The sequence below is a fragment of the Pseudomonas fluorescens genome, from assembly GCF_902498065.1.
Lineage (GTDB): Bacteria > Pseudomonadota > Gammaproteobacteria > Pseudomonadales > Pseudomonadaceae > Aquipseudomonas > Aquipseudomonas fluorescens_BJ.
Map to the genome: position 1 here is coordinate 352,562 of NZ_CABVIR010000006.1, position 11,964 is coordinate 364,525.

Annotated in this window: 10 protein-coding genes; 1 reads left to right on the forward strand and 9 read right to left on the reverse strand. The window is 59.0% G+C overall.

Features of this window, described 5'->3' with window-relative positions; all coding sequences use genetic code 11:
• Positions 1-54: 54 nt before the first annotated feature.
• Complete coding sequence (locus F8N43_RS30015) at positions 55-1,140, forward strand: RHS repeat-associated core domain-containing protein (RefSeq protein WP_150632946.1); 1,086 nt, start codon at positions 55-57, stop codon at positions 1,138-1,140.
• A gap of 31 nt (positions 1,141-1,171) precedes the next feature.
• On the opposite strand, the gene F8N43_RS21905 is transcribed toward F8N43_RS30015, so the two are convergent.
• From F8N43_RS21905 to F8N43_RS21945, 9 genes are all read right to left on the reverse strand, one after another.
• Positions 1,172-2,038 carry an ABC transporter permease gene (locus tag F8N43_RS21905; protein ID WP_150632947.1) on the reverse strand — a complete coding sequence of 289 codons (867 nt, stop codon included), beginning with the start codon at positions 2,036-2,038 and terminating at the stop codon, positions 1,172-1,174.
• Between the two features lie 20 nt (positions 2,039-2,058).
• Positions 2,059-2,919 (reverse strand): ABC transporter ATP-binding protein, encoded by an 861-nt coding sequence (locus F8N43_RS21910; protein WP_150632948.1) that lies wholly within the window; start codon positions 2,917-2,919, stop codon positions 2,059-2,061.
• Between the two features lie 5 nt (positions 2,920-2,924).
• Positions 2,925-3,950: an ABC transporter substrate-binding protein gene (locus tag F8N43_RS21915; protein WP_150632949.1), complete on the reverse strand. Its 1,026-nt coding sequence runs from the start codon at positions 3,948-3,950 to the stop codon at positions 2,925-2,927.
• Between the two features lie 18 nt (positions 3,951-3,968).
• A complete protein-coding gene (locus F8N43_RS21920; RefSeq protein ID WP_150639949.1) occupies positions 3,969-4,856 on the reverse strand; it encodes a TauD/TfdA dioxygenase family protein in 888 nt (295 codons plus the stop codon).
• Positions 4,857-5,043: 187 nt separating this feature from the next.
• The gene (locus tag F8N43_RS21925; protein WP_150632951.1) at positions 5,044-7,590 is read right to left on the reverse strand and encodes an EAL domain-containing protein; all 2,547 of its coding nucleotides are present in this window, start codon (positions 7,588-7,590) and stop codon (positions 5,044-5,046) included.
• 453 nt (positions 7,591-8,043) lie between these two features.
• Complete coding sequence (locus F8N43_RS21930) at positions 8,044-9,186, reverse strand: alginate O-acetyltransferase AlgX-related protein (RefSeq protein ID WP_191630148.1); 1,143 nt, start codon at positions 9,184-9,186, stop codon at positions 8,044-8,046.
• 11 nt (positions 9,187-9,197) lie between these two features.
• Entirely contained in the window at positions 9,198-10,613 is a 1,416-nt protein-coding gene (locus F8N43_RS21935) for an MBOAT family O-acyltransferase (protein WP_150654355.1), read from the reverse strand.
• An 18-nt stretch (positions 10,614-10,631) separates the two neighbouring features.
• On the reverse strand, positions 10,632-11,300 hold the full coding sequence (locus F8N43_RS21940; protein ID WP_150654356.1) for an alginate O-acetyltransferase AlgF: 669 nt from the start codon (positions 11,298-11,300) through the stop codon (positions 10,632-10,634).
• Positions 11,297-11,920, reverse strand: coding sequence for an SGNH/GDSL hydrolase family protein (locus tag F8N43_RS21945; protein ID WP_150632970.1), 624 nt, complete (start codon positions 11,918-11,920; stop codon positions 11,297-11,299). The genes F8N43_RS21940 and F8N43_RS21945 overlap by 4 nt, the downstream gene beginning before the upstream one ends.
• Positions 11,921-11,964: the final 44 nt, after the last annotated feature.

An 11,964-nucleotide genomic window follows, 5' to 3' on the forward strand; every position in this document is an offset into this window, starting at 1 on the left:
CGTGGTTCAGACGTGTAGAACTGCAAGCACCCACCCCACTTCCGCGTGGCTTTCATGAATCAGCCCAAATCTGTTGATCAAAAGAAACCCCACTGGTCGCACACCGTGTTACTGGCAACCAACGGCAGCCTTTCGATTATCGCCGAAGTCCATAGCGGTAAAGCTAACCCCATCGCCTACTCCGCCTATGGGGAGCAATCCGCGGAGCAGGAAGTCGCCACGAAACTGGGCTTCAATGGCCAATTTCGCGAAGCGAATAAGGGTTGGTACTTGCTGGGGAATGGCTACCGTGCTTACAACCCGAGGTTGATGCGTTTTCATAGCCCGGACAGTTGGAGTCCGTTTGGAGGGGGTGGGTTGAATGCGTATATGTATTGCGCGGGGGACCCCGTAAACCATTCGGACCCGACGGGGCATGTTTTCGATGTGGTTAAGCTGTTCGTTCGGGAAAACCTTACTTTTGGCGGTTCATCAGGGCAACTCGCCGCCCAAAATGCCACTCGCAGGGCAAACGGGATTGCCAGGCAACAGGCAAGGTACGCACTCGCTGCTGCTGGAGGAACGCCGACTCCCGACAATAGAGCGTCAACGAGCTCCGGACTTACTGCAATGCTCAGCTTTGTCGGCGGTGCTCCAGGCCCCCGAGGAAACAATTCGCCAGCCATCCAATACACTGAAACAAGGCCAAGAAACCACCCTGGATATGTAGCCGGCGCTGCAGCAGACGGATTGACCTCCCGCGCCACTCGTTCAACTCCACACGTACCAAGCTCTGGGGGGCGCGGCCACAATATGTCAATGTCCAGATCTGGCGCGCCGCCCACGTATGAATCGCCACCGTCCTATGAAAGTTCAATGCAACTGTGGAATGCTGACACTTTTGCAAGATCGCAGCAGGGTAAGGCCTTCGTAGTGAACAGAATGGCTGCCCCAAACAACGGCTACTTGGATCTGCGTGCTCCTCGTATGGAGCATCCAACACCTCCACTGCCTCCCACACCTCCTCGGAGTCGGAGTCCAAGTCTCGACTCAGCGTCATCCAGAGATTCGACTCCACCGGGCTCGCCTCGCCCTCGCGGCAACCGCCCCCTCTTTGACGAGCTCGACAATTACAATTTTCAAATACGTCATCAGCGTTGAACTGGAAAGGGTGATTTCATCACTGTTCCCCTCATCGCTGCATCCCCCACCGCTTCACCGTCACCCGCTCCAACGAATCAAACACCAGATTTTCCACCAGCAACCCGATCAGGATCACCACCGCCAACCCGGCAAACACCTTGTCCGTATACAGCTCATTGCGATTCTGAAAAATGTACCAGCCCAACCCACCCTTGCCGCTGGTAGCGCCGAACACCAGCTCGGCGGCGATCAACGTGCGCCAGGCAAACGCCCAGCCGATTTTCAGCCCGGCGAGAATCGACGGCAGCGCCGCCGGAATCAGGATGAACAGCACGAAGCGCATGCCTTTCAAACCGTAATTGCGCCCGGCCATGCGCAGGGTTTCCGAGACGCCAAGGAACCCGGCGTAGGTGTTCAACGCCAACGCCCAGAGCACCGAATGCACCAGCACGAAAATCAGGCTGTTCTGCCCCAGGCCAAACCACAGCAGCGCCAGCGGCAGCAGCGCAATTGCCGGCAGCGGATTGAACATCGAGGTCAGCGTACTTAGCAGATCGCGACCGAACTGGGTCGATACGGCCAATGTCGTCAGGGCAAACGCCAGGACGATGCCGATCAAATAGCCCTTGAGCAACACCACCAGGGAAATCCAGACTTTGCCGAGCAACTCACCACTGAGCAAACCGTCGTACAACGCGCTGCCGGTTTGCAGAAAACTCGGCAAAAGCAGGTCGTTGTTCTGAAGGCGAGCAACCACTTCCCACAGCACCGCGAGCAGAATCAGGATCAGGCTTTTACGAACCCAGCCTTGTTGCCACAAACGCTGACCAAGCGGTAATTCCCGCTCCAGCGGTACGCTGGTCAGCGGCTGCAAAACGGTTTCGAACGCTTCACGCGCGGATGATGACTGGCTCATCGGGCACTCCTCTCAATGGCTCAATAAGCGATGCGAATGTCGGAAAAATCCAGCTCGCGCTCGGTTTCCGGGGACTGGCCTTCATCGAACAACAACCGATGAATCCGCCGCGCCGACTCCTGAAAGGCCACGCCGCCGAGGCTGTGCAAATCGTATTGATGGCTGTGGACTTCCGCCCGTACCCGGCCGGGATGCGGCGACAGCAGCAGGATGCGATTACCCACCACCAACGCCTCTTCAATGGAGTGCGTGACGAACAGCAACGTGAAACGCACCTCCTCCCAGAGCAGCAGCAATTCTTCCTGCATCTTGCGCCGGGTCAGTGCATCGAGCGCGGCGAAGGGTTCATCCATCAGGAGGATTTTCGGCTGCATCGCCAGCGCCCGGGCGATGGCGACCCGTGCCTTCATGCCGCCCGACAAGGTGTGCGGATAAGCATCGGCGAACGCCGACAGACCGACCTTGCCCAGGTAGTGCAGCGCCCGTTCTTCGGCTTCTTTGCGCTTGAGGGTTTTCGAGGCCAGCAGTGGAAACATCACGTTCTGTTTGACGGTTTTCCAAGGCGGCAGTTGATCGAATTCCTGAAACACCACGATCCGGTCCGGCCCCGGCGCATGGACGGTTTGACCTTGCAGACGAATCTCGCCTTCAACGGGTTGGATGAAACCGGCAACTGCCTTGAGCAACGTGGATTTGCCGCAACCGGAAGGACCGAGCAGCACAAAGCGGTCCGCCGGGTCGATTTCAAAACTGACTTGGTGGGTCGCTCGAACCACACGCTGCGGCGTGCGGTATTCGAGGCTGACGTTATCGACTGACAGCAGCGCCTGAGCTGTGACGTTCGATTTGCTGACCGTGTGGCCTTGCAAAGGGGCGTTCATGTCGGTCAGCTCCCTTGCAGCGGTTTGGCGTCCTGGAAGAAGTAATCCTTCCACGAATCCGGTTTGTTTTTGATCGCACCGACGCGGTAGAGAAACTCGGCAAGTGGATAGGTATTTTTCGGTGTGACGCTGAATTCGAACTGCGGGTTATCGATGATTTTCAGCAGCGCGGCGCGATCAATTTTCGCCTTGGTCACGCGGATGTAGGTATCGGCGGCGGCGCCTTTGTCGTTCTGGGCAAACTGCGCGGCTTCGGTCAGCGCCTCGACGAACGCCTTGTAGGTTTTCGGGTTCTCGTTGCGGAATTTCTCGGTGGCGAACAGCACCGTCGGCGAGTTCGGGCCGAGCAGGTCATAGGTGTTCAGCACCACATGGACGTTGGGGTTGGCCAGCGCCTGATCCTGGAATGGCGGGTTGGAGAAGTGCCCGCTCAGCTCGGTGCCGCCAGCAATCAGCGCCGCCGTGGCGTCGGGGTGCGGAACGGCGATGGTGTACTTGTCGAGGCGATCGAATTCCTTGTCGCCCCACTGCCTGGCGGCCGCGTATTGCAGGAAGCGCGACTGCACCGACACGCCCACGGCCGGCACCGCGATACGGTCCTTCTCGGTGAAATCGGCGATGGTTTTGACCTTGGGATTGTTGCTCACCAAGTAGTACGGGAAGTTGCCGAGGGAAGCCACGGCTTTGACGTTCTGCTTGCCGTGGGTGCGGTCCCAGATGGTCAGCAGCGGACCGACCCCGGCGCCGGCGATATCAATCGAACCGGAGAGCAATGCATCGTTGACCGCCGCACCACCGGACAGCTGAGTCCAGTCGACTTTGATGTCGATGCCTTCCTGCTTGCCGTATTTCTCGATCAGGTTCTGATCGCGCACCACGTTAAGCAGCAGGTAAACGATGCCGAACTGTTCGGCGATGCGGATTTCACCTTCGGCATGGGCCACGGTCGGCGCCACCAGGCTGCCGGCGATCAGGCTGAAACCCAGACCGATGGCCGCAGCCAGCGGTGCAAAGGGAAGACGTTTGGACATGATTCAATCTCCGACAAATCAGAAAGGCGCGTCGCCCTGAATGGTGGTGCGATACAACTTGCGGCGCAGATGGCTTGGGCATCCGGCGGCGAGGTGGATCAGCGAGCGGTTGTCCCAGAACACGAGGTCGTGGGGCTGCCATTGATGGCGGTAGATGTTGTGCGGCAGCACGCTGTGGGCGTAGAGCTCGTCGAGCAGCTGCTTGCTCTCGTCGTCCGGCAATCCAATGATGCGGGTGGTAAAACCCTCGCTGACGAACAACGCCTTGCGGCCGTTTTCCGGGTGGGTGCGCACGATGGGGTGGACGACTTCGGCGACTTGGGCCAACTGCTCCGGCGTCAGGGTCGGACGCCAGTTGCCTTCAAATTTGGTCTCGCTATAACGCGCCGTGTATGAGTGCGCCGCCGAGCGACCTTCGACCGCTTTGCGCAATGCCTCGGGCAAGCTGTCCCAGGCTTTGTGCATGTCGGCAAACAGGGTGTCTCCACCTTCGGACGGCAACTCCTGGGCGTGCAACATCGAGCCCAGGCTTGGCAGTTCTTTATAGGACAGATCGGAGTGCCAGAACTTGCCGGCATCACCCAGGCCGATGGATTGGCCATTTTCGATGATGTTGGAAACGATGAGGATTTCCGGGTGCCCGGTCAGCAGGAACTGCTTGAGCACATGAATCTGCAACACGCCGAAGCGGCGGCTGAAGTCGATTTGCTGTTCGGGAGTAATGCGTTGGTCGCGGAACACCACGACGTGATGATCCAGGTGCGCGCGATGGAGGCGGGCGAAGTCCTGATCGTTGATCGGACGGGACAGGTCCAGGCCGATGACTTCGGCGCCAACGGCACCACTGAAGGGGCGAATCTCGAAGGTTTGTGGTGCGATTGCAGGTGATGCAGAGACGGCTGACATAAAAACTCACTCCCACGCACGGCACGCTCAAGGCGCGCGCGTCGATCAGAAACTCACGGAGGTCCCGTGTTGGTTCGTTTCGTGCGGCGCGCCGATTGGTCGGCAGGTACGCAGGAGTACAACCTTATAGGCATAAGAATTGAAATTTAAATACCGTTAGTGAATAACGATATGACTTTAGGCACACTCAGCCGACCGCACAGCGTTGTTCCAGCCAACTCCCCAAATCGTTCGGGGCCAGGGGTCTTGAGATCAGGAAGCCTTGACCGATCCGATATCCCTGTTTTTGCAGAATGTGTTGCTGCGCCAAGGTCTCGATACCTTCAGCCACCACCCTCAATTGCAAACTTTCGCCAATGCGAATAACCGCCTCACTCAATGCCTGACTGGTTGCATCGCTCTCCAGGTCATGCACAAAGCTACGATCAAGCTTGAGTTCCTGGATCGGCATACGTTGCAAGTAACTCAGGCTGGAGAAACCCGTGCCGAAATCATCCATCGCCAGACTGATACCCAGCGCATGCACCTCTTTGATCGTGGTCAAGGTGTCAGGGTTGGTATCCATCAGCACGCCTTCGGTAATTTCCAGCGTCAGATCCTTGGCCTGCAAACCATGCTCTTCAAGCGTCCTGGTGATGATGTTCGACAGATTGCGATTGTGGAAATTGGTCGGCGACATGTTTACCGAAACGGTTGGCACCCGCAGCCCTTGCTTGCGCCAGGCCGCCAATTGGCGGCAGGACTCACGCAGCGCCCATAAACCGAATTCCCCGATCAAGCCGCACTCTTCCGCCAGCGGAATAAAACTCGCGGGAGAGATTTCTCCCAACTGAGGATGGGTCCATCGCGCAAGGGCCTCGATGCCATACAGTTCGGATTCACACAGGTCGATCTGCGGCTGATAAACCAGGTACAGGGCTTCACCATCAATGGCTTCGCGTAAAGCGGCCTCCAGGCGCAAACGCCCTTTCGCTAACTGATCCAGCCCGTCACTGAAAAAACAGACGCTGCCGCGGCCACTGGTCTTGGCTTGATACATCGCCATATCGGCGCGATGTAACAACAGCTCCATCGTGCGACCGTCTTCCGGAAACATGCTGACGCCGATACTCATCGACGGCTTGAGTGTCACACCCGAAATCTGGCATGGAGCACTCAGCCGAACTCTCAACTGTTCGATCAAATCGGTCGCATGCACTAACGTGCATTGAGGCAGAACCAGAACGAATTCATCACCCGATAGCCGGCTGACGATGTCGCTCTCCCGTCGACACTCGGACAAGCGACGAGCCATCACGCGCAAGAACTCATCCCCGGCAGGGTGCCCGAGGGAGTCGTTGACCTGCTTGAATCGATCCAGATCAATGAAAATGACCGCCAGGCTCGATTGATGCCGGGAAGCTTGAGCAATGGCCTGCTCTGCCCGCGCATGGAGCAAGTTGCGATTGGTCAAACCCGTCAGGTCGTCATAGAACGCCAGTTGGCGTATGTGCAAACGGGACTCCTCACGCTCCAGCGCCAGGGCGCACAAATGAATGCACGCATTGACCAGTAAATAGTGCAGCGGACTGGGTTCACGCGAGTCGCGGTAATAAAACGCGAACGTCCCCAACACACGCCCGTCGGTGCATTTTATCGGCGTTGACCAACACGCCTTCAAACCGAGCGGCAGCGCCAGCTCCCGGAATCCGTCCCAGAAAGGATGCGAGGCAATATCACTGACCATGACGGGTTCGCCACTGAACGCTGCCGCCCCGCAAGAACCGGATTCGGGTCCGATGGGAGTTCCGTCCAGCGCCTTGGAGTAAGCGATCGGAAGACCGGGGGCCGCCAACGTATGGAGTAACCCCTGGCCATCGACCCGCAATACCGTAGCGATCACTTCCGGCGCGATTCGCTGCACTTCCACGCACGCCAGATTCATCAAGGTTTCCAGTGACTCTTCACGAACCATCGCTTCCAGCATTTTGTGTCGCAGCACTTCATGCATGCGCGTAAGGGTCACATCGATCATCACACTCACGGTATTGGTCATGTGCCCGTGAACGTCATTAACCGGGTACGTAGTGACGTTGCACCACACCCGTTGGCCGCCGCGGTCATAACCGAATTCCTGACCATGGTAGGCATTGCTCTTGAGGAGTTGGCGGCGGATCGCTGCGATGCGTGAATGCGTGAAGTACGGAGCCAATACGTCAATCGGTGTTTTGTTGACGACGTCCTGTGCGCTATAGCCAAACATTTGAGTGAAGCCGTCATTGACGTAAATGATCGACCACGACGCGTCAGTGATGATGATCGCGTTGTCCGTGGTATCGACCACCAATGACAACAGATACAACTGGCGCTGCTCTTCATGTTGCCGGGTAACGTCTTTGATAAACGCGGCGTAGAGGATCTGCCCCTGAGCCTCGATCTTTGAAATGGACATCGACCCCCAGCGTCGGGTGCCGTCCTTGCACTCGATCAGCACATCGCGACTGGTGCCGACGATTTTATTGATTCCGGTGCGTCGGTTCGCTTCGATATAACCGTCGTGCAGGGGACGAATCAGTTTCGGCACCAACTGCTCGACATTTCGCCCCATCACCTCGTGACTGCCGTATCCCCAGAGCTTTTCCGAGGCCTCATTGAACAGAATGATCCGGTTTTGGCTGTCGATGACCACGACACTATCAACGCTCTGCTCCAGGGTCTGGATGAAGATTTGCGAAAGATCCTTACGGTACGACATGGCGGTGATCTACTGATTGGGAGGAAATGAGGAACTGGGCACGTCCCAAACATCAAACGCTCGGCGAGGCAGACCCAGCCGACTTTCGGATGCGATGGATTCAATCGAAATGAGGAGTCAATGACGGGCTTGGAGGTGAAATCGTAACGGCATGTAGAAAGGAATGACGCGTGTAGCAAGGCTCTGCGAAGACAATGGGAGGATCAACATGCGGGCACGTCCCTTTATTAGAAAAAGTATAGGTCTTACGCCGATATCAATATGCCGCCACTGCGCGCCTGCAAGCTTGATTCACATCAATGGAAAAGTTGAATGCGAGGAAAAATAGTGGCCAGCAATGCATTTGACTCTCCCCTCATCTGACCAAAAACCATCGTGCGTGCAACACCTCACATCCTCGAATATGGGCTTGAACAGATTGCCGGGCAGGCTCTTTTGCCGGCGATGAAACCGCTATTGACCCCAAACGATGACGTCGCTGTAAGGCGTTTGCAGATCACGCTCGGGAATTTCCCAGATGATCAGTTTGGGCGGCGTCTGCTTGAACGCCGGGTTGTTGAAATAACCATTGGCGCCACCGGAAAATTCACCACCGTCCTTGGCGAAATTGCCAATCGGCGCACCCAGCGCCTGCTGCAAAAACCCGGCAAAGTTGGAATTGCGCGAAAACGAGGTTCCGATCAGTGCCACGTTCGGCAGGTTGTCATCGCCAAACAGGTCATCGAGGTTATCGCCGCCGCTTGGCGCTGCGGCCACTTTCTCGCTGATCTGCGTGGTCGCCACGGTTTCCGGAGTCGGTTGCAGTGTCACCGGCAGCCACTCCAGACCGGCGAGCCTGACCAGGTCGCCCGGACGGCGTGCCGGTTCCTGCACCTGCGCCTCGAAATCCTTGTGCGGCGTGGCGCTGATGCCCATGCGCTGCACGTGCGCGGCCACGGCTTTGGCAGCGGCAGCGGCGCCGGTTTCGCTCCAGTGGGTGTCGGTGCGCAGGTACGCGTCGGCGCCCAACGGTTGCAGGCTCGGCGCCAGGTCCACAGCGGCGACACCCGCCTTGTTCAGCCCATCGACCCACGCCACGGCGCGGTCCTGCAACATCGCCGGGCGACGCAGGTCGCACAGTTGCGCCTGAACGATGCGGCTCTTGTCCGGCACCACCGCCACCAACAACGTGATGCCGCGTTTGGCCAAGCGTTGTTGGAGTTCACGCACCACGCCAGCCTTGGTGTCGGCATTGGCGCGGGCGTGACGGTTGATGCGCATCTCATCGGTCAGGAACAACCAGCCGGCACACCCCGAGCGCACCCGTGGGCCGGTATCGTGCAGCACCAGCCAGCTTGCGCCGCGCTCCAGATCCGCCGCCTGCTCAGGCATTGTCGCCTGCGACAACTGCTTGGCAATCTTGTGGGTGATGTCGCCTTCCAGTGCGGCCTGAGGCGTCAGTTTGGGCGGCATGAACTCGACTTTTCCGCTCGCCAGCAGCCAGACGCAAGAAGCGAAAGCCAGCGCCAGAAAAGCCACGAACACGACGCCCGACAGCTTGCTGATGCGGGCGGTACGTTCGCAGGGTTGAGCCGGTGCGGGAGACGAAGCAGTCATGGGCGCGGTCATCAGAACTGAAAGTACAGAAAGGGTACGGCTTCACGGCTCGCGATCAACGCAAACGAAAGCAGGAACCCCGCCACCGGCCACAGGGCCGTGATCGGAACGAACAAGGCGTGACGGGCAAACCGTTGCTCGACACGACTTTGCAACAGTGGCGCGAGGATGCACACCAGGCCGAGCATCGCTGCCAGCCCATGCACCGGACGCAAGGTCACCGCCAGCGCATCACCCAACGCAAAGTCATGCAGGCCAAACTGCCCGGCATACATGGTCATCGCCGAATGGAAATCCGGCGCGCGGAACAGCGTCCAGGCGAGGAGCACAAACAACAACGTCAGGCTGTGCGAAAGCAGCGGTGGAATGCCTGGCAAACGGGAACGGGACCAGAGGCGATCAACGCACAATGCGACCCCGTGCGCCGAACCCCACAACAGGTAATTCCAGCTGTCGCCGCCGTGCCACAGACCGGCGATGGCCATGGTCAGGAACAGGTTGCGGTACGTTTTCCACGCACCGTTGCGGTTACCGCCAAGGGCGATGTAGAGGTAATCACGCAGCCAACTCGACAGCGACAAATGCCAGCGCCGCCAGAAGTCCTGGATGCTGCTGGCAAGGTACGGCCGGTTGAAGTTTTCCGGAAAGTGAAAGCCCAGCATCAGGCCCAGGCCGATGGCCATGGCGCTGTAGCCGGCAAAGTCGAAAAACAGTTGCAGCGAGTAGGCCAGGCAGCCAATCCAGGCGTCGACAAAGGACGGGTTTTCCAGATGGAACGCAACGTCCACCAGCGGCGACAGCGTGTCGGCCACCAGCACTTTCATGCACATGCCGATCATGAAACGACGCGCACCGAGGGAGAAATTCTGCCAACTGAAATACCGCTGCGTCAGCTCCCGGCGTACCCAGTCATAACGAATGATCGGGCCGGCGATGGAGTGGCCGAACATGGAAATGTACGTGGCGTAATTGATGAAACTGCGCTCCACCGGCACGGTATGCCGATGCACGTCCACCAGATAGGAAATCGCCTGCAGCACGATGAACGACAGGCCCGCCGGCAGCGCCACCCGCTGCCATTCCAGCGGCATCGCCCCGTAATAAGTGATCAGCTCACTCCAGGTCCCGGCGAGGATGTTGGCGTATTTGTACCAGCACAACACCGCCGTGTTGAACACGATCAGCGCGATCAACAGCCGCACTCGTCCACGGGAGCCGTCCGGCGCGCGATCCACCAGCAGGCCGCCCACCCACGCCACAATCGTCAGCACGATATGCAGCGTCAGGAACAACGGGCTCAGCCAGCCGTAGAACAGCCAACTGCCGAGCAACAGGATGACATTGCGCCAGGCCGGTCGGCCCAAGGCGTAGACCAGCAGAAACGCTGGCAAAAACAATGTCAGGAACTCTAACGAGGCGAAAACCATGGCAGCGGCGAGATCCGATCAGTGGGACAACGAGTCCGTGGCGTTCAACACACGTGGTCCTGCGGCCGACGGCACCAGCAGCACGCTGTAGCGCTCACCCGCTTTGAGTTCCCCCAGGTCCAGCGGCGCGCCGACGTTGGCGTTGGCGCACACCAGTTGCACCGACAGGCTCACCGGGTTGATCGAGCGACGTTGCAAGCTGTCGACCGGCACCGCTTTGAACAGGTCGGCGGTACGCCCGGCTGGACGTAAACTGGCGTCGGCGCACGAAGCGTCGACGTTGAAGAACGCCAGCGACGCTTTCAGGCCGTTGAAGTCGTCCGGCTGTTCGCGCACGGCCACTTGCTTGAGGCCAGCGCCGTCCGGCAACACCAGCACGGTGGCAAATTCACCGGGCTCGACTTTCAAATCCATGGCCAGTTTTTGCGCACCGCTGACCAGGCTGCCCTTGATCGGACTGCTGGCCTGCACCGGGAAAAACAACGACACCGGTGCGGCCACTTCAAGACGCAGCGGCGGTTGCCCGGCCTGCGCGATCACGTCCAGCGGTGCGGTGCCGGCGTTGACGAAGCGGATGAACGCCGAATCTTCGGCCGGGCCGGTGGGGTACAACGCCACTTCGGCGTGGGCCAGCGTACTGATCGACAACACCGGGACGGCCGCGAGCGCCGCGAACAGCTTGATCATTTCTTGGCTTCCTTGACGGCCGGGGTTTCCAGCAAGGCCTTGCTGATGTCAGCGCTCCAGGTCTTGTAGCCCGGCGCGGTCAAATGCTGACCGTCCACCGTGGCCCACTGGCCCGGCTTGGAGAACTGCAGCGAGTCGATGTAGCTGCACGGCGCCACGTTGGCGGCGAGGAATTTAGAGGTCATCTCGACTCGGGCAAAGGTCTTGCCGTATTTGCCGCCTTCGGTGCCCCAATTCGGGCCGACCCACGCGCAACGGGTGCCGTTGGCCGAGATTTCCTTGGTCAGCGCCGTGGTCTGCTGCCACAGCCAGGCTTTCGGGAACGCCGGTTTGGTGTAGCTGGCCATGGTGTCACCCATGACAATCAACACCAGGTCCGGTTTGTCGGTGGCCAGCAACTGGCTGATCGGCAAGGTCGCGGCTTTGCCACCGAGCACGACGGTTTTTTCCGTGCCGCGGCGCTCGGCGCCACCGCAGGTACCCGGCGTGGCTTTGAGCCAGTCACCGGCGTTGGCGCCGCAAATACCCAAGGTATGCACGGTCGCCCCCTGGGCAACCAGGCTGTCATGCAGGGAGGAAATCAGATAGTCAGGCGTCGCCAGGTGGCTGTCGCCAATCATCAAAATGGTCATGCCTGCCAGAATCGATACTGCCACGGTGCAAA

Bases quoted from the DNA above. Each gene is read 5' to 3' on its own strand.
- F8N43_RS21945 (WP_150632970.1), bottom strand. From the start codon at position 11,920: ATGATTGGCGACAGCCACCTGGCGACGCCTGACTATCTGATTTCCTCC.
- F8N43_RS21920 (WP_150639949.1), bottom strand. From the start codon at position 4,856: ATGTCAGCCGTCTCTGCATCACCTGCAATCGCACCACAAACCTTCGAG.
- F8N43_RS21935 (WP_150654355.1), bottom strand. From the start codon at position 10,613: ATGGTTTTCGCCTCGTTAGAGTTCCTGACATTGTTTTTGCCAGCGTTT.
- F8N43_RS21940 (WP_150654356.1), bottom strand. From the start codon at position 11,300: ATGATCAAGCTGTTCGCGGCGCTCGCGGCCGTCCCGGTGTTGTCGATC.
- F8N43_RS30015 (WP_150632946.1), top strand. From the start codon at position 55: ATGAATCAGCCCAAATCTGTTGATCAAAAGAAACCCCACTGGTCGCAC.
- F8N43_RS21905 (WP_150632947.1), bottom strand. From the start codon at position 2,038: ATGAGCCAGTCATCATCCGCGCGTGAAGCGTTCGAAACCGTTTTGCAG.
- F8N43_RS21915 (WP_150632949.1), bottom strand. From the start codon at position 3,950: ATGTCCAAACGTCTTCCCTTTGCACCGCTGGCTGCGGCCATCGGTCTG.
- F8N43_RS21910 (WP_150632948.1), bottom strand. From the start codon at position 2,919: ATGAACGCCCCTTTGCAAGGCCACACGGTCAGCAAATCGAACGTCACA.
- F8N43_RS21930 (WP_191630148.1), bottom strand. From the start codon at position 9,186: ATGACTGCTTCGTCTCCCGCACCGGCTCAACCCTGCGAACGTACCGCC.
- F8N43_RS21925 (WP_150632951.1), bottom strand. From the start codon at position 7,590: ATGTCGTACCGTAAGGATCTTTCGCAAATCTTCATCCAGACCCTGGAG.